This window comes from Paenibacillus glufosinatiresistens (genome assembly GCF_031470375.1).
Lineage (GTDB): Bacteria > Bacillota > Bacilli > Paenibacillales > Paenibacillaceae > Paenibacillus_AQ > Paenibacillus_AQ glufosinatiresistens.
The window spans coordinates 375029-391940 of sequence record NZ_JAVFHT010000001.1 but is presented as its reverse complement, the minus strand read 5'-3'; the positions used below and the strand labels follow the sequence as shown (position 1 = coordinate 391940).

The following is a 16912-nucleotide window of genomic DNA, read 5'->3' as shown; positions in this document are numbered from 1 at the left end:
TCAAAGCGTTCTTCTAAGGCGTTCTCCGCCTCAAGGCAAATCGGACCAAACGTTCATACAGCCGCCAAGGCAGCAGAGACTTGACGGAAGGCAGCAGCCGGGCGGCGCGGCCGGGCGCGTAGCGAAGCTTCGGTGAGCGGAGATCGACAAGCCGGCCGACCAGATCCGCCACCTCCTGCGGATCGGGCGCTCCGGCCGCCGATTGCTTCGCGAAGGCCTGGACGGCATCCAGCTGCCGCCGATAAGGAGAATCGGGAACCGCAGAGACCGTATCCATCCCTTTCTCCCAAATGGCCGTCCGGTAAGATCCCGGTTCGATCAGCACCACCTGAATTCCCCAGGGACTCATCTCATGCCTGAGACTCTCGCTGAAGCCCTCCAGAGCGAACTTGGATGACGCATAGGGGCCGAACCCCGGAAATGCCGTTCTTCCGCTGACGCTCCCCATGTTGATAATTCGGCCGCTCCGCCGCTGGCGCATGCCGGGCAGCACGGCCCGGGTGACGGCGACGAGCCCGAAGAAGTTCGTCTCCATCTGCAGACGCCACTCTTCCAGCGGAACCTCCTCCGTGAAGCCGCCCGCCGCGTACCCGGCATTGTTGACCAGCACATCAATTCTACCATATTCTTTCAGCAGGAACGAGACGGCAGCTTCGATGCTGCCGGACTCCGTTACATCCAAGCGCAGAACAACAATCCGGTTCCAGACCCCTGCGCGCTTCGCCCGGCTCTCCAGCTCCTCTCCCCGGCTGACCGGGTCCCGCATGGAGGCGGCTACCCGGTATCCCCGTTCCGCCAGCTTTACCGCAATCCGGACCCCGAATCCGCTGGACGCTCCGGTAACGAGAGCTACCCGCTCTTCGGCGACCAGCGCCGTATCCTTCATGGTGTGACCTCCCCTGCCTGATGCGCCAGACGGCGCATGATCCGTCATCCGGCCTTACACTCGTTCCATTCTAGCATAGATTCTCTGGGGAAGTCTTCCAAATTTTTGATAGTTAACCAAAGGAATTCGATGTTAAAAAGGCCCTCGCCGCATTGAAGCGGCGAAGGCCTCCTATCCTTTCCTTATGCTATCCCTTCTGCAGATCGCCGCCAAACTCTGCCGCCGGCCGCCGCCGCATACGCCAGGTCCAGGCAAAATCGGCAGCCAGCAGGACCAGTACCATTGGCACAAGCGTGTTCCAGAGCGGGGCGCCCCCGGCGTACAGGCTGCTCATGAACGGCTGGAGCCATAAGAGTACGGCGGCTGAGAGTGCCCACCAATACATCGAGAAACGAAGACAGATATGGCCTCCCCACTGAAAACGATGGTTGCCGTAATGCCACCAGCCACGCCCGAAACACCGGTTCAGCCACACTCCGCTGGCATACTCGACCGCAGACGGAACCATGAGGGTCAGCAGCGCAAAAAGGTACCAGGAGAGCGAGGTTCCCCCGGCTGCAACCAGCACCGCGGGCGCAAAGCCATACATCGGCTTGTAGGGCCCTTTCAGGAAATTCTCCTTCAGAAACGTTCCGGCGCTGTAACGGTTATAGAACGACTCCAGCATCCATCCGAGCACGGCATATCCCAGAAAATAGAACGCATACTCCCGCCAATCACTCCCGCCTGCCATCAGCAGCCCTCCCTCCGAAATAGATTGAGCTTTAGTATGGCTATAAACCGGACGTCCTATGCCGAACCAATCCTGGAGAATCCGCGCCAAAAAGCCCGCCGGCTTCGCTGAAACCGCGATTGCCGGCCGGGCACCCTGTCCGGCGCTCCGTTCCGAGCGCCTCTTCCGTTCTTCCCTAGGCCTGTCCGGACGAATTCGCTCCGTCCTCCCGGCCATTCTGCCCGTATCCGGGACTGTCTCCGCGATTCCGCAGCGCTTCCGTCTTGAGGGCGTTTCGAAGCGTCTGTTCCGGCCCGTTCGCCTTCTCTTCCTGACTTGCAGCGGCTTCTTCCCGGTTCTGGCGGGAACGAACGCCCCGGTTCCGATCTCGCATCGCCATTCCTCCTGCCTTCCTGGGATGGGTGCCGGCTGTCCGGCTTGTCCCTTAGTATACTTGAATATCCTTCCTTTCCCAAGGGCCGCTGCACGACAAACAGGGCTTCCGCTGCGGAAGCCCTGCGCTTGGCCGGATATCCGTTTATCCGTTCCTCAGGATTTGGGATTCGGGTCCGGATGGGCGGATTCGGCAGGCTTGGCTACCCATTCGTCGGCTTCAGGCTCAATGTCGACGCCGTTCTCCATCTTCTTCTGCTCCGCGAGGGAGTCGCTGTCTTTGTCTTCCCGGTTGCGGATTTCCGCTTCGTTCTGTTTGTAATCGGACATCGTCAATTCCTCCTTGGCTTGGATTCATAACATATAGTTACCCGATGGACCGGTTTACAAACATTTTCCGGGCTTCCCGGTCTGTCAGCTTCCCATCCCTTCCTCGATCCGCTTCATGAAATCCTCGGCCGCGCTGTACCCGAGCTGCTTCAGGTACCAGTTGTTGGCCGCCGCCTCGATCAGACCGGCGACATCCCGCCCCGGCTGGAGCTGAACCTCGATATGGGGAATGCGGACGCCCAAATATTCCGTATCCTGCGGCACCACCTCCAGCTGGTTGTTCAGCGCCTGATCCTGCCACGGGGCCAGCTCGATATCCAGCACAATCCGGGTCTCGTCCTGGAAGGCCCGCCGCCCGTATTGCCGCACCACATTGATGAGCCCGATGCTGCGGAGGGCAAGGAACTCGCGCGTGGTTTCATTATGGGTGCCGAGCAGCGTCGCCGGCCCCAGCTTCTTCAGGACGACGATATCATCGGCGACGAACCGGTGCCCCCGGCGGATCAGCGTGTGCGCCGTCTCGCTTTTGCCGATGCCTGAGCGGCCTCTCAGCAGAATCCCGATGCCCGACACATTGACGCATACACCGTGGATCGACATCTCCGGCGCCAGCGCCTTCGTCAGAAATCCGTCCAGCCGGGAGATAAATTCCGTCGTGGTCTCCTCTGTCCGCAGAAGCGGGATGCCTTCCTGCTCGCAGAACAGCGTGAGATATGGAATTTCCTGCTGCCCAGAGGTTACAATAAAGCAAGGGGGGTGGTATTTGACGATATTGCCGATATGAAGCTCACGTTCGTCCAGATCCTGCTTAAGCAGATAGGTGATCTCCTTGCGTCCCAGCACCTGAACCCGGTTCATGGGGAAATAGTCGAAGTACCCGACAAACTCAAGACCCGGACGGTGCGCCCGGGGCCGGGTGACAGCGCGAGCAAGCCCCGCTTCTCCGGCAAGCAGCTCAAGCCTGAATTGGTTCATCAGGGTCTGAACGGTGACCACTTTCATAATCATTTCTCCTCCTGCAAGTGGGATAAGGTGGTTACAGCATGCGCGTTTTGGCTGTTAATTAATGATTTCGAGGATTCGATTCCGATTCCTGCCCCTTAGGAGAAACGGTCGGCTTATTGAACGAATTGTGAATACCAACTTCGTACCTTGACAAATAATAATAACTAGATGATAATCATTATCAATAAATAACCGCTATCTTCTATGGCGGCTATATACCATTTAATCTTAGGAGGAACCTGTATATGTCTCTGATTGGAAAAGAAGTCCTGCCTTTTAAAGCCAACGCCTACCACAACGGCAACTTCATCGAAGTGTCCGAAGCCGATTTCAAAGGCAAGTGGAGCGTGGTCTGCTTCTATCCGGCCGACTTCACGTTTGTCTGCCCGACTGAACTGGAAGACCTGCAGAACGAATACGAAACGCTGAAGAGCCTGGGCGTGGAAGTCTATTCCGTATCGACCGACACCCACTTTACACATAAAGCTTGGCACGATCACTCCGAAGCGATCAGCAAAATTACTTACGTTATGATCGGCGACCCTTCGCACACGATCTCCCGCAACTTCGACGTCCTGAACGAAGCATCGGGCATGGCCGACCGCGGAACCTTCATCATCGACCCGGACGGCGTGATCCAGACGGTAGAAATCAACGCTGACGGCATCGGCCGCGACGCCAGCATCATCGTAGACAAGATCAAGGCTGCCCAATATGTTCGCAAGAACCCGGGTGAAGTCTGCCCGGCCAAATGGAAAGAAGGCAGCGAGACCCTGAAACCGAGCCTCGATCTCGTAGGCAAGATCTAACTGTATTCATTGAGGAGTTGAGCCTGAATGGCACTGGACGCGGATATCAAAGCACAATTAAATCAATATCTTCAGCTTCTGGAAGGCGAAGTCCGGATCAAGGCCAGCGCGGGGACCGACGATGTCTCCCATGAGATGATGTCCCTGCTGAATGAGCTGTCCGAAATGTCCGGCCGGATTACGGTGGAGCCGGCCGTGCTGGAACGCACGCCGAGCTTCAGCGTGAACCGCCCGGACGCGGAGACCGGCATCGTATTCGCCGGGATTCCGCTCGGACATGAATTCACTTCGCTCGTGCTCGCGCTGCTGCAGGTCAGCGGCCGGGCGCCCAAGGCGGAGCAGAGCGTCATCGACTCGATCAAGGCGCTGAAAGGCGATTACCGGTTCGAAACGTACATCAGTCTGAGCTGTCACAACTGCCCTGACGTCGTTCAGGCGCTTAACCTGATGAGCGTGCTCAACCCGGATGTATCGCATACCATGATCGACGGAGCCGCCTTCAAGAGCGAAGTGGAGAGCAAGAACGTTATGGCCGTTCCCTCTGTCTATCTGAACGGCGAATTCTTTGCCAGCGGCCGGATGACGGTGGAAGAAATTTTGGCGAAGCTCGGCAGCACAGCCGATGCCTCCGACTTCTCGGACAAGGAGCCATTTGATGTGCTTGTTGTCGGCGGCGGTCCGGCCGGCGCCAGCGCCGCGATTTATGCGGCCCGCAAAGGCATCCGCACCGGCGTTGTGGCCGAACGCTTCGGCGGCCAGGTCAATGACACGGTCGGCATCGAGAACTTCATCAGTGTGAAATACACGGAAGGTCCGAAGCTGGCTGCAAGCCTGGAAGAGCATGTCAAGGAATATGAGGTCGACATCATGAAGCTCCAGCGGGCCGTTCGTCTGGAGAAGAAAGACCTCATCGAAGTCGAGCTGGAGAACGGCGCGGTGCTGAAGAGCAAGACCGTGATCCTCTCCACCGGCGCCCGCTGGCGCAATGTCGGCGTTCCCGGCGAGGAACAGTTCAAGAACAAAGGCGTGGCCTACTGCCCGCACTGCGACGGACCGCTGTTCGCCGGCAAGCATGTCGCCGTTATCGGCGGCGGCAATTCCGGCATCGAAGCGGCCATCGATCTTGCAGGTATCGTTAAGCACGTGACTGTGCTGGAGTTCCTGCCTGAACTTAAGGCCGATTCTGTACTTCAGGAACGTCTGTACAGCCTTCCGAACGTTACGGTTCTGAAGAATGTGCAGACCAAGGAAATCACCGGCACCGACAAAGTGGACGGCATTACCTATGTCGAACGCGACACCGGCGCTGAACAGCACATCAACCTCGAAGGCGTATTTGTCCAGATCGGTCTGGTTCCCAATACCGACTGGCTGGCCGATTCGCTCGACCGCACCCGGTTCGGCGAGATCATCGTCGATAACCATGGCGCAACCAGCATCCCCGGCGTCTTCGCCGCGGGCGACTGCACTAACAGTCCTTACAAGCAGATCATTATCTCCATGGGTTCCGGCGCTACCGCCGCCCTGGGCGCATTCGATTATCTGATCCGCAATTAACCCGCGATGCCTCGCGGTTCCTGTAACGAAGAAGACATCCTCTCCCATGGAGAAGGATGTCTTTTTTGTCTTTTTGTCTCTTTTTTGTCCCAGGCCAGACAGAAGCCAGCTTCTTGCGGGCAGAGAAAGGCGGGTTGCCCTCTCTTCGCTGCACGCTTTCTTCAGAAAGCTCCTGTACCGCGCAGGAACGCCTACATCCAGGAGTCCCGGTGGTCCTCCAGATACTGCTTCAGCTTCGTCGGCTTGCGGCCGGTCATCGTCTCATAATCGCGGCGGATGCCCTTGGCCAGCCCCAGCTTGGTCGGAATATGAATGCCCACCACGACATTCACGAAGGCCGGGTCGGTCCCTTGTTTCAGCATATACGCCTTGAAATCCTTCACCGAAGGATTGGCGTAGGTGATCGGCCGCCCCAATACGCCGGTCATGGCCTCGGCCACCTCGTAGAAGTCGGGTGCCTCCTCCCCTGTCAGCACATAGGCCCGGCCTTGATGCCGGTCGGGATGGTTAAACGCCTCCACGGCCGCTTCGGCCAGATCTCTGGCATCTACAAAGCTGGTCCGCCCTTTGCCCGCCGCCACAAAGATCCGGTTATTCTTCACCAGCTCGCCCCGCAGGAAATCATTCAGATTCTGCATGAAATACCCGGCCCGCAAAAAAGTGAACGGGATTCCCGAACGGCGGATGAGCTTCTCGTTCCGGTAATGATGGATAAACGGCAGATACTGAATGTCTTTCAGGGACAAATAGACGATGTGGCGAACGCCTGCTTTCTTGGCCGCTTCGATAAAGCCGGCAAAATCCACAGCGTCGCCGGGCGGATACATCAGGAAGATGCGGTCGATTCCCGTCAGCGCCGGCCGAAACGTCGAAGAATCGGACAGATCCAGCCGTACGAACCGGTAACGGTCTCCGTAGGCGGACCGGGCTTTCTCGACATTGCGGACCGCGTTCACAAAATCATATTCATCATGCTCCAGCTTATTCGCGACTTCCCGGCCGACTTTACCGTTGAAGCCGGTAACCAGAATGCTCATTGCCAATCCTTCTTTCTTCATGAAGTGGAGTCCAGCATGAGCCGGACGGCTGCCTTAGCGGCGCGGAGGGGGTCCGCATTTCCTTTGGCAAAAGAGACCAGGCAGGCGCCCTCAATCAAGGCGTTGACGGCGGCGCCCAGAAGCCGCGCCTGCTCGTCTTCCCTGCCGGCCTGCCTCAGCTTCTCCGCGAAGCGCTGCTCGAAGCCTGCGTAGGCCTGCACACAGGCTTCCCGCAGCCGGCTGCTCGTCAGCGCGGTCTCCAGCGCAACCGAGGCAATCGGAATGCCCAGGCCTCCCCGGTCCTCCGGAAAGTGCTTCGCCATCTCTTCGATCAGCGCTTCGACCGCCTCCGCCGGGCTCTCCGCTCCCGACAAATGCCGGTCCAGCAGCTCCCCGACGAAGGCTGCATTGGTCTCCACCGCCTCTGCCGCAAGCTGCTCCTTCCCTCCGGGAAAATGATAATAGAGCGAGCCCTTCGGCGCCCCGCTCTCCTTGATAATCTGGTTGATTCCGGTGCCGTGATACCCTTGAAGCCGGAACAGGCGGGAAGCCGTCTGTATAAACTTCTGCCGGGTATTCTCCGTCGGCTTGTCCATTGCGCACCTTCCGTTCCTTTGTGATTAATCTGTAGACCAGTCTCTATAATTCGATTATACAGGATGACGCTCCGTTTTGTATAGGCATACCCCCGGCACAGCCCGGAACATTAAAGGGCGCCCCGGTCGGGGCGCCTTCTCTTCAAGCTTCCAGCAGCAGATGGTCGATGATCTCCCGGTCCACGTCAAGGTCGAACTTGCGTCCCCAGAAGCAGCCCTGGCCCTTCTCCCGGATGCGGCTGTAGTCCTCCAAGCGGAGCGTACGCGGATAATCCGGCCCGGTGTCCCAGTCCGTATACCGCTTGATCTCATTCACGACATTCTCCCGGTAGGGACTGTTCAGAATAAGGGTATGGAAGTAGACTTCATCGCCGCAAAAGGAATGCCGGAACAGCCGGTCGTAATCCGGATTGCCGCCGATGTAGTCCAGAATGTACTCCATGCAGGCTCCCGTGATGGACATCCAGTTCGACCCCTTGTACAGCTCGGCCGGGAGTGCGTCCAGCTTGCGTCTCAGAAACGGTACTCTCATGACTACATTCGTGTACCGGTCGCGAAGGCGGGTTATCCGTCTGTCTTTGGAGATCAGAAATCTCGGATAATAGACCGACACCCGGTAGAGGCACCCCCACATCTCCGTGCTGTTCGGCAGCTTCACATGCTTGACGAATTCCTTGCCCTCGGCGGCCTTGAAGAATTCGGCGATCGTCCGGTTCGGAACAAGCGGCAGATCCTGCCCGCTGATCAGATGAACATAATCGTAGGCATCGGTCTCCCGGATCAGCTTGAAGCATTTCAGCACACTCTCGATTTGACTGTAATGCCCCCACTGCACCACGACCGGCTCCCGGACAAAATGAATATCCGGCCGGTGCCGGATTTCGTGCTCAATCCCGCTCTCTGCATCGACATGCAGGAAGAACTCCACATGCTCATCCTTCAAGGATTCCAGCAAAAGATTAATCTGCTGCGGATTCTTGTGGCAGAGAACCACATAAGCCATCTTGAACCGCTTCACGACGCCCACCTTCCTTTCATTTCCTTTCGGTCGATTATAGAGGAAGGGAGGGGCCGGGGCAACCCTCTTAAGTACAAAAACGCACTATCTTTCTTATAAAACAGCAACTTCCAACGAATGTTACTGATGTTTCATAATTTGAATCTCCATTCCCCAAGAAGTGGTTATATAAAAGAAACCAAGAGGGCTGAGTTCTCTAACGACCACATCGGATTGCTCTTTAAAATAACTTAAAGCAGCATCCAGATCGGTAACTGTTAAAGCTAGATGCGAAGCCCCGGTATCACTTGGTTTTGGTTGAACATTCTGTTGATCTGGAGCCGACCATTGCACCAACTCGATTTTTCGACCTCCATATTGCAAAAAGGCTGCTCCTTCAACCACTGAATTTTCGTGAACCCCAAAATATCTTTTCAAACTATCGTCTTCAAATTGCAGCCTACCTGGTCGAAATAGCACTTCAAAACCTAATGTTTTTTCAAAGAAATCAACTGCTACATTAATGTTAGGTACGACAAATCCCGAATGGTCAATGGTTCCTTGGAAAATTGAATTTTTCATAAATTTCATCTCTCCTTATTTTCTAGAATCGCTGGACTAGCCGCTATAAAGTGTTGATTAGTGTTGATTAACTACCACAATACTTATTATAATAGACTCCAAAGTTAATACAATAATCAATGAATCCATAGTCTGTTCATTAATCATCACAATCACAGTTTACTGAAAGGGCGGATAATTTGTCAGAGAAAATGGATCGCAGAAAACTTCGCACGAAAAACTTACTTCGCAAAGCTCTTTTGGAACTAATCGAGGAAAAAGGCGTGGACGCTATCACAGTTAGTGATATTACCAAACGAGCCGGACTCAATCGTGGAACTTTCTACTTACATTATCAAGATGTTAGCGACCTTTTAGAACAAAATAAATCAGAGGTTTATGGAGGACTAAGAGAGATTATTGTTCAATTGAGCTTTCTTGAATTATTTAACTATGCTTCTAAAGATGAGCCGTATCCAAAAATTACAAGAATTTTTGATTTTTGTAAATTTCACAGCGAATTTTTTAAAGTCATTTTGGGACCCAAAGGAGATCCATCATTTCTGGAACAAATAAGCCGTTTTATGCAAAACCAATTATCACAGAAGATTCCGGAGTGGCAGCCTCAACAAAATAAAGTCATCGTCCCCCTCGGCTATTTGATAACCTTTGTAATATCAGCCAATATGGGAATCCTTCAACATTGGTTTGCGATGGGCTTAAAAGAAACACCTACTGAACTTGCTTTAATAATCACTCGAATTGTTAGTCAGGGTGTAATTGCTTCTGCCGGCTTGAGTCCTACAACAATTCCAGTGCAAGAATCCGGGACTGGAACATACTTGAATTGAAAAATGGACAGCTGCATAAACGCAGCTGTCCATAGGAGAAACCATTTGAATAAAATGAACTTCCATAATCCATCACACTCAGCGAAGTGCTTTTTGTTTCGGTATTAACTTACCCGCATCTGCTGTATCCGCAATTGCTGCAGGACTTGCAGCCCTCGATGTTAATCAGCGAGGCCGAGCCGCAGGACGGGCACAGGTCCCGAGAGGCCGCGGCGGCATGGTTGTGGCCGTGGCCGCCGTGATCGCCGCTGCCCGCTTCCGGAGCCGCAGCCGCCGGAGCGATCTCCGGTACCTCAAGCGCCAGCGTCGCGGCGATCGGCGCATGGGCGTGCTCTTCGGCCGCGTTGTTCTGCGCGTGCGTCTCCAGGGCCTTCGCTACGGCGTCGGCGATGGACTCGACGCGGTTCGCGCCGAAGCCGATCGCGCCGGAGCCGCCGATGCCTTTGAGGTGCTTGATAAGCAGCTCAACCTTGTTGCCGTGGTCGCCGTAGCGCAGGAACAGCGAGCAGACGCGGCCCAGCGCTTCGGCCATGGCGAACACGTCGGAGCCGGCTTTGCCGACGTTCAGGAAGATCTCGGCCGGCGTGCCGTCCAGGTCATTGATGGTGATATACGCCATGCCGAACGGCGTGTTGATCTTGTACGTCGCACCGCGCAGCACCTGCGGACGCTTCTTGTACTGGCGGTCCATGTCGCCGGCCGCCGGCGAAGCCGGAATGGCGGCCGGAGCAGCCGGGGCCGCAGAAGACGTATTCGCGGCGGAGACATCGGACGCCGCACTTCCTGCGGAAGCTTGGTCAGCGGGAGTCTCTTTCTTGTCGTCCTTCTTCTCGGTCTGGAGCACCTGCGTGTCGCGGCTGCCGTCGCGGTAGATCGTTACGCCTTTGCAGCCGAGATCGAAGGCCAGCTCGTACAGTTCCTTCGTCTCTTCGACAGTGAAATCGCTCGGGCAGTTCGCCGTCTTCGAGATGGAGCTGTCCACCCAGCGCTGGATCGCCGCCTGAACACGGATGTGATCCTTCGCCGACAGGTCCATGGAGGTCACAAAATAGTCCGGCAGCTCCTCGCCCGGATGGGCTTCCAGCCATTCCTGGGCAATCGGCACGAACTGCTCGTCGAAGCCAAGGCGGCTCTGGCGGAAATATTTGAACGCAAAATAAGGCTCAATGCCGGTTGACGTTCCGACCATGGTACCGGTACTGCCGGTCGGCGCTTGGGTGATGACGGTCACGTTGCGCATGCCTTTGGCGCGGATCGCTTCGGCAACTTCCGGATACACCTTCTCCATGTTGGCCATGAAGCCGCTCTGCATGTAGAGCTCGGCGTCAAAGGCCTGGAACGAACCCTTCTCCTCGGCGATGTCGGCGGATGCCAGATACGCTTCGCGGGCCATGAAGCCGTACAGCTTGTCCAGGAATTCCAGCGATTCCGGACTGCCGTAGCGGACGTTCAGCTTGATCATCAGCTCGGCCAGACCCATGGTGCCCAGTCCGACGCGGCGTTCCTTCTTCTGGTTCGCCTCGTTCTCCGGGAAATGGTACGGCGTCTTGTCGATCACGTTGTCCAGGAAGCGCACCGAATAGCGCGTAACCCGGCTCAGTTCATCCCAGGCGACGTCATGCTTCTCTTCGTCATAGAACTTGGAGAGGTTCACGGCCGACAGGTTGCAGACGCCCCATGCCGGCAGACCCTGTTCGCCGCACGGATTCGTGCAGATGATCGGGTTGAAGTACCAGCTGTTGGACATCTGGTTGTAGTATTCCATGAAGACCACGCCGGGCTCGGCGGACTTCCAGGCGGATTCAATAATGATTTGCCAGATTTCGCGCGCTTTGACTGTGCGGTACGGAATGACTTTGCGCCCCGCAGCCTTCCACTTGGCCAGATCGCCGTCCCAGACGTCGTCATAGTCGGCATCGGTCGTATCCGGGAAGACCAGCTCCCAGTCGAGATCTTCCTTGACAGCCTTCATAAAATCGTTGCTGACGCATACAGACAGGTTGGCGTTCGTCACCTGGCCCATCGTCTGCTTGACGGTGATGAAATCGAGCACATCCGGGTGCCAGTCGTTCATCATCAGCATCAGCGCGCCGCGGCGGCTGCCGCCCTGCTCGATCAGTCCCGTCGTGTAGCTGAACAGGCCGCCCCAGGAGACCGAGCCGCTCGACGATCCGTTGACGCCCTTGACGATGGCGCGGCGCGGGCGAAGCGAAGACAGGTTGATGCCGACGCCGCCGCCCCGGGCCATAATCTCGGTCATTTCGGACAGCGTCTCCATGATGCCGCCCCGGCTGTCCTTCGGCGAAGGAATGACATAGCAGTTGAACAGCGTCAGTTCATCGCTTGCACCGGCGCCGGCCGCGATCCGGCCTCCCGGGACGAGCTTCCAGTCGTCCAGAATGGAGCGGAAGTTCTCGGTCCACTGCTCCTGCAGCTCGGGCGTCTTCTCGACCGAAGCCATCGCCGCCGCGAGCCGGTCCCACATTTCCTCCGGCGTCTTCTCGATGTTCAGGGTCAGCTTCTCTACGTCCGACTCTACCAGCTGGCCGCTGCGCGTCTTGACGGTCACCGTCCGGCCGCTGCGTTCGACAATTTCGCCGACTTCCTTCGTCGGGAATTTCGGATCGTCCTTCGTGAGCACCAGCACGACATCGCCCACCTTGGCATTGTTCGTGTCGGCATCCTTCCAGGCATAGCGGTCCAAAAAGATTTTCTCGCTCAGGCCCTCCAGGCGCTGATTGCGCTGCACCGTACTCATATAAAATAACCCCTCCTGATTCCATAATCCGATTGTTGTCACTATCCAATAACCCCTCAAGGAAGCGCGTCAAACGCCGAGTTCCCATATTTTTCACAATATGTAGTGGGGTTCAGCCTTTCAACTATACCACATATTGTATCAAAAAGTTTAGTCCAAAATCCGTCCTCCATCTCCCTTTTTTTGGCCAAACGCTGGGCCGGAGGGGGCAATAGCTCGGTTTTTCGGACCCGGGGACCCCATAAACCGCGCCGGATCGCGCTTGACACGGTTATGAAATCTTTGAATCCGAGCCATACTACTAGTCAACTGTGTTCCACAGAACCGCCGGAGGAGGCCGCCGCATGAATTCCAACGCCGAGAACGCATCCATCACTGCCGATTCAACCGGTCCGCAGCCCGCAGACCTGCCCTTTCCCGGCATTCCGGCCGCGCCCTCTCCCCTTCCCGTCCCTCTCCATATCGACCGCAGCTGGCAAGGCGAGCTGTCGGAACGGCTGGACCGGGGCGGGCCCTGGGGAGACTGGCGGCTTGCAAGACTTGCGGTGGAAGGAGAGGCCGCAACCCTGGTCACAAGCTTCGACGAACTTCAATGCCTCAAACAGCTGAGCAGCCTGTCTCCCTTGCCCCATCAGAGCGAGACCGCCCGCCGGGTGCTGCTGGAGATGTCCGGCCGCGCCATTCTCGCGGATGAAGTCGGACTCGGCAAGACCATTGAAGCGGGCCTGGTGCTGAAGGAATACCTCGTCCGCGGGCTGGTGACCCGGGCGCTGATTCTGGTCCCTGCTTCGCTGGTGCTCCAGTGGGTGCGGGAGCTTAATGCCAAATTCGGCATCCCCGCCGTCGCCCAGAAGAAGCATTATTCCTGGGACAATGAGATTGTCGTCGCTTCCATGGACACGGCCAAGCGCGATCCCCACCGCGAGCTGCTGCTCGGGCGGGAATACGACATGCTGATTATCGACGAGGCCCACAAGCTGAAGAACAAGAAGACGACCAATTATCAGTTCGTTCAGCTGCTTCGCAAAAAATACTGCCTTCTGCTCACGGCCACGCCCGTCCAGAACGATCTGGACGAGCTGTTCAACCTCATCACGCTGCTGAAGCCCGGGCGGCTCGGCCATTCGGGGGAATTCGCCTCCAATTACGTCGAAGGCAAGCGGCAGCCCAAGAACGAGGACCGGCTGCGCGGCGAGCTGGCCAAGGTCATGATCCGCAACCGCCGCGGCGAAGGCGAGGTCTCCTTCACGAAGCGGCGCGTCACGAATGTGCCGCTGTCGCTGTCGGAGGAGGAACGGAGTCTGTACGACGGCGTGACGGCTTTTGTGAAGGAGCAGTATGAACAGGCGGGCGGCAACCTCAGCAGCATGCTCTCGCTTGTCACCCTCCAGCGCGAGGTATGCAGCAGCCGGGATGCCGTCTTCGTGACTCTGGTCAACCTGATGAAGAAGCTCCCGCCCGACTCCCCGCGGCGCGAACGGATGATCGAGCTGCTGCAATTGATCCGGGCCGTCAAGACCAACACCAAGGCCGAGAAGACGCTCTCGCTGATCCGGGACATCAACGAGAAGGTGATTGTGTTCACCGAATACCGGGCGACCCAGGAATATCTGCTTCAGTATTTCCGGGACAACGGAGTCGTCGCCGTCCCGTATTCGGGCGGAATGAACCGCGGCAAAAAGGATTGGATGATGGACCTGTTCCGGGGCCGCGCCCAGGTCATGATCGCCACTGAAGCCGGCGGCGAGGGCATCAATCTGCAATTCTGCCACCAGATGGTCAATTTCGACCTGCCCTGGAACCCGATGCGGGTCGAGCAGCGGATCGGCCGGGTGCACCGGCTGGGACAGCTCCGCGATGTCTGCATCCACAATCTCTCTACACTCGGCACAATTGAAGAGCATATTCTGCATCTGCTGCATGAGAAGATCAATCTGTTCGAGATGGTAATCGGAGGGCTCGACGACATTCTGGAGCGGTTCGAGCAGCGGGAATCGCTGGAGAAGAGCCTGTACAAGATTATGCTGGAAGCCCGGAGCGAGGATGAGATCCGCCAGCGGGTGGACTCCATCGGAGACGAACTGGAGAAGCTCCGCCGGTCCGGCGGGGATGCGGAACGGAGGATGACGCCATGACGATGAGTTCAAGCGAAGTCGCCCGGCAGGTGCTGGATTATCTGGCGGCGACCGAATGCATAATTCTGGAGAAATCGCCCGCCCATGTTACCGTCAAGCTGTCTCCGAGGGCCGACCGGATGCTGACCGACCGCCCCTATTATTGGGGGTTCGTGGACCGGACCGGCGCCGAGCCCCAGACCCTCTCCTTCACCTTCGTGTTCGATCCCGAGAAGTACGACCGGATGGCGGCGGAGGGGGCTCCCCAGGTTCCCCCGCGGAATGCCCCCGGGACTCCGCAGCAGACGCAGCGGGCACCGGCCGTGCAGCAGACGCTCGGGACCGCGCCGGGTGAGGAGCAGCAGGAGAGGGAGCCGCACGAGGGAATGCAGGAGCAGCCGCAACCCGCGCCGCAGGAGGGCATCCTGGCCCGGTACTTCGGCGTAGCGCCGATGGTGCCCCGTCTCGGCCCCGGGCTGATCCGCCGGGAGGATGTCACCTTCGGCAGCCGCCGGCTGCGTCAGATCTGGGCCGCCTCCCGCGAGGAAGGCCGGATGCTCCAGCTGTTCGAGCAGCCCGGGGTCCGGCAGAGAACCACGCTGTTCTCGGCGGCTTACGAGCCCTGGCTCGCCGTCTGCTTCAAGGTCGGATTCCGCTGCGATCTGAAGCGGGAAGAGCTGCATATGCTCGGCGTGTCGCTGCTGGACGGGCGCGTAGCCGAAACGTTCGATGAACGGCTGAACCGGCTGGAGCTGACGCCCAGGCTTCCGGAGAATGTGCATATCGAACCGGCGGGCCTCACCTTGGAAGAGGGCGCGAAGGTGCTGGAGCAGCATCTGACGGACCGGCTCGCCGGACTGGACTACGGCTGGGCGGAGGCGGCGAGAAGCCGACTGGCCGCCGAGCTGGAGCTGATCGACGGGTATTATGCCGAGCTGCTGAAGGAGCCCGACGAGGAGAAGCGCGCGGCGGTCCAGGAACAGTACGACGGGCGGCGGCGGGAGACGCTGTGGCAGTACGAGCCCCATATCGACGTTACCGCCCTGGTCTGCGGGCTGTTCTACCTGAGAAAGTCCTGGTCCGACCCCGCTCGCTAAATCCGGTCAAAAAGATCGCCCGGTACAGGTCCGGCCGCGCGACAGCAAGCAACAGTCTTTTTGACTGCGCTGTTCTACACTGGATAACAGAACTTAGAAAGTCGGTGATCCCTTGCCTATCCATCCGCATCCTCCCAAGGACGGCCTTTGCGGCTTCAGCCTTCGTCTCGCGTTTGCCGGACTTGCACTGCTTGCGGGACTGGCCGCCGCCTGCGGTCCCGTCTCGGCCGTTGGCGCGCCGCCTGCGGCGGCCGCCGTCCATCCCGCTCCCGTCTCGCTTCCGGCGCCGACCGCAGATGCCGCCCCTTCCGTCCGGCTGCTTGCCTTCGTGCAGGCGGCTGTGGACAAGCTCTCGCAGCAGGAGCCATATGGTTCCTGGATCGGCGCGAAGCCTTCCGTCTACCCGCTTGGACCCGGCACGCACGGCTGGCTTGTCCAGTTGACGGCGGACGGCCGGCGCGTCGGCTATCTTATCGTCACCGCAGCAGAGGACGGCGGCTATGCGCTCTCGGAATACGGAGCGGGCAGCAGCGGCCTGCCCTACGATCTGGAAGCACTCCGCGCCTTCTCCGCGCGGAACGGACTCCTTCTCTCTTCCCTCTCTTCCGGAAGCTGGCGGCTGACGCCTTGCTACAATGGAATCCTGCCTTACTGGAGACTGGACAACGGCTCCGGCGAGCTGCTCGTCAGCGCTGTTCAGCCGGAACTCCTTCCCGTCTCTGCGGCGGCTCCATCTCCCGGTTCCGGCGAGGCGGCGAACGCACCGGTTCTGACCGGGATACTCACTTCCGGGAACGCAGACCGCTACTCGCCGCAGACCGTCATTCGAGCTTCAGCGCCGGCTGAGGACCCTTACGACAATCTGCTCTGGCTGTCCGCTCCCCGTCTGCGGCCGGCCTCGGCAGCCGAGCTTGGTGCGCTGCTTCGCACTTCGCCTGCCCTGGTCTTCCGGGCTTCGGGCACGAATGGGGCAGGCAGCGGACCGCTGGCAGTTACAGGTTGCCAGGCGTGGACCCCCGCCGGGCAGCCCACGGACGGAGCGGAGGTTCTATACGCCGCTGCCGGACCCGGCGGTCAGCGGATGCTGCCGCTGGCTTCGCTGCTTCGGGCCGGAACCCTGCAGGCTTACGCGGCGCAGCCCTGATCCACTATGGACATAAGAAGGCCCCCTGCCCGTTAACGGGAATCAGGGGGCCTTCTTGGTGCTTC

Annotated in this window: 16 protein-coding genes; 6 read left to right on the top strand and 10 right to left on the bottom strand. The window is 58.2% G+C overall.

Annotation, left to right across the window (positions count from 1 at the left end):
- Positions 1-13: 13 nt before the first annotated feature.
- The 5 genes from RBI05_RS01710 to hprK form a co-directional block, all read right to left on the bottom strand.
- The gene (locus RBI05_RS01710) at positions 14-886 is read right to left on the bottom strand and encodes an SDR family oxidoreductase (protein ID WP_310549905.1); all 873 of its coding nucleotides are present in this window, start codon (positions 884-886) and stop codon (positions 14-16) included.
- A 187-nt stretch (positions 887-1073) separates the two neighbouring features.
- Positions 1074-1619 carry a putative ABC transporter permease gene (locus RBI05_RS01705; protein ID WP_310549904.1) on the bottom strand — a complete coding sequence of 182 codons (546 nt, stop codon included), beginning with the start codon at positions 1617-1619 and terminating at the stop codon, positions 1074-1076.
- A gap of 175 nt (positions 1620-1794) precedes the next feature.
- Complete coding sequence (locus RBI05_RS01700; RefSeq protein WP_310549903.1) at positions 1795-1992, bottom strand: hypothetical protein; 198 nt, start codon at positions 1990-1992, stop codon at positions 1795-1797.
- A gap of 155 nt (positions 1993-2147) precedes the next feature.
- Positions 2148-2321, bottom strand: coding sequence for a hypothetical protein (locus RBI05_RS01695; RefSeq protein WP_191089559.1), 174 nt, complete (start codon positions 2319-2321; stop codon positions 2148-2150).
- A gap of 84 nt (positions 2322-2405) precedes the next feature.
- Positions 2406-3323 carry an HPr(Ser) kinase/phosphatase gene (gene hprK, locus RBI05_RS01690; RefSeq protein WP_310550073.1) on the bottom strand — a complete coding sequence of 306 codons (918 nt, stop codon included), beginning with the start codon at positions 3321-3323 and terminating at the stop codon, positions 2406-2408.
- A 248-nt stretch (positions 3324-3571) separates the two neighbouring features.
- Here hprK and ahpC point away from each other — a divergent pair, with 248 nt between their 5' ends.
- Positions 3572-4135, top strand: a complete 564-nt coding sequence (ahpC, locus tag RBI05_RS01685) for an alkyl hydroperoxide reductase subunit C (RefSeq protein ID WP_310549902.1) — start codon at positions 3572-3574, stop codon at positions 4133-4135.
- A gap of 27 nt (positions 4136-4162) precedes the next feature.
- Positions 4163-5692 carry an alkyl hydroperoxide reductase subunit F gene (gene ahpF, locus RBI05_RS01680; RefSeq protein WP_310549901.1) on the top strand — a complete coding sequence of 510 codons (1530 nt, stop codon included), beginning with the start codon at positions 4163-4165 and terminating at the stop codon, positions 5690-5692.
- Between the two features lie 191 nt (positions 5693-5883).
- Here ahpF and RBI05_RS01675 read toward each other — a convergent pair whose 3' ends face one another.
- From RBI05_RS01675 to RBI05_RS01660, 4 genes are all read right to left on the bottom strand, one after another.
- The gene (locus RBI05_RS01675; RefSeq protein WP_310549900.1) at positions 5884-6729 is read right to left on the bottom strand and encodes an SDR family oxidoreductase; all 846 of its coding nucleotides are present in this window, start codon (positions 6727-6729) and stop codon (positions 5884-5886) included.
- Between the two features lie 17 nt (positions 6730-6746).
- The gene (locus RBI05_RS01670; protein ID WP_150458296.1) at positions 6747-7325 is read right to left on the bottom strand and encodes a TetR/AcrR family transcriptional regulator; all 579 of its coding nucleotides are present in this window, start codon (positions 7323-7325) and stop codon (positions 6747-6749) included.
- A 142-nt stretch (positions 7326-7467) separates the two neighbouring features.
- Positions 7468-8343, bottom strand: coding sequence for a beta-1,6-N-acetylglucosaminyltransferase (locus RBI05_RS01665; protein ID WP_310549899.1), 876 nt, complete (start codon positions 8341-8343; stop codon positions 7468-7470).
- Positions 8344-8463: 120 nt separating this feature from the next.
- Complete coding sequence (locus RBI05_RS01660) at positions 8464-8904, bottom strand: VOC family protein (protein ID WP_310549898.1); 441 nt, start codon at positions 8902-8904, stop codon at positions 8464-8466.
- Positions 8905-9083: 179 nt separating this feature from the next.
- On the opposite strand from RBI05_RS01660, the gene RBI05_RS01655 reads away from it, so the two are divergent.
- A complete protein-coding gene (locus tag RBI05_RS01655; RefSeq protein WP_310549897.1) occupies positions 9084-9734 on the top strand; it encodes a TetR/AcrR family transcriptional regulator in 651 nt (216 codons plus the stop codon).
- Between the two features lie 109 nt (positions 9735-9843).
- On the opposite strand, the gene RBI05_RS01650 is transcribed toward RBI05_RS01655, so the two are convergent.
- Positions 9844-12492: an adenosylcobalamin-dependent ribonucleoside-diphosphate reductase gene (locus RBI05_RS01650; protein ID WP_310549896.1), complete on the bottom strand. Its 2649-nt coding sequence runs from the start codon at positions 12490-12492 to the stop codon at positions 9844-9846.
- A gap of 344 nt (positions 12493-12836) precedes the next feature.
- Between RBI05_RS01650 and RBI05_RS01645 the strand changes: the two genes are divergently transcribed.
- The 3 genes from RBI05_RS01645 (at position 12837) to RBI05_RS01635 (ending at position 16847) form a co-directional block, all read left to right on the top strand.
- On the top strand, positions 12837-14627 hold the full coding sequence (locus RBI05_RS01645) for a DEAD/DEAH box helicase (protein ID WP_310549895.1): 1791 nt from the start codon (positions 12837-12839) through the stop codon (positions 14625-14627).
- Positions 14624-15703 (top strand): YqhG family protein, encoded by a 1080-nt coding sequence (locus tag RBI05_RS01640; RefSeq protein ID WP_310549894.1) that lies wholly within the window; start codon positions 14624-14626, stop codon positions 15701-15703. The genes RBI05_RS01645 and RBI05_RS01640 overlap by 4 nt, the downstream gene beginning before the upstream one ends.
- A 112-nt stretch (positions 15704-15815) precedes the next feature.
- Positions 15816-16847 carry a hypothetical protein gene (locus RBI05_RS01635; protein ID WP_310549893.1) on the top strand — a complete coding sequence of 344 codons (1032 nt, stop codon included), beginning with the start codon at positions 15816-15818 and terminating at the stop codon, positions 16845-16847.
- Positions 16848-16912: the final 65 nt, after the last annotated feature.

Coding starts and splice junctions, on each gene's coding strand:
- RBI05_RS01710 (WP_310549905.1), bottom strand. CDS start 886: ATGAAGGATACGGCGCTGGTCGCCGAAGAGCGGGTAGCTCTCGTTACC.
- RBI05_RS01705 (WP_310549904.1), bottom strand. CDS start 1,619: ATGGCAGGCGGGAGTGATTGGCGGGAGTATGCGTTCTATTTTCTGGGA.
- RBI05_RS01700 (WP_310549903.1), bottom strand. CDS start 1,992: ATGCGAGATCGGAACCGGGGCGTTCGTTCCCGCCAGAACCGGGAAGAA.
- RBI05_RS01695 (WP_191089559.1), bottom strand. CDS start 2,321: ATGTCCGATTACAAACAGAACGAAGCGGAAATCCGCAACCGGGAAGAC.
- hprK (WP_310550073.1), bottom strand. CDS start 3,323: ATGAAAGTGGTCACCGTTCAGACCCTGATGAACCAATTCAGGCTTGAG.
- ahpC (WP_310549902.1), top strand. CDS start 3,572: ATGTCTCTGATTGGAAAAGAAGTCCTGCCTTTTAAAGCCAACGCCTAC.
- ahpF (WP_310549901.1), top strand. CDS start 4,163: ATGGCACTGGACGCGGATATCAAAGCACAATTAAATCAATATCTTCAG.
- RBI05_RS01675 (WP_310549900.1), bottom strand. CDS start 6,729: ATGAGCATTCTGGTTACCGGCTTCAACGGTAAAGTCGGCCGGGAAGTC.
- RBI05_RS01670 (WP_150458296.1), bottom strand. CDS start 7,325: ATGGACAAGCCGACGGAGAATACCCGGCAGAAGTTTATACAGACGGCT.
- RBI05_RS01660 (WP_310549898.1), bottom strand. CDS start 8,904: ATGAAAAATTCAATTTTCCAAGGAACCATTGACCATTCGGGATTTGTC.
- RBI05_RS01650 (WP_310549896.1), bottom strand. CDS start 12,492: ATGAGTACGGTGCAGCGCAATCAGCGCCTGGAGGGCCTGAGCGAGAAA.
- RBI05_RS01645 (WP_310549895.1), top strand. CDS start 12,837: ATGAATTCCAACGCCGAGAACGCATCCATCACTGCCGATTCAACCGGT.
- RBI05_RS01640 (WP_310549894.1), top strand. CDS start 14,624: ATGACGATGAGTTCAAGCGAAGTCGCCCGGCAGGTGCTGGATTATCTG.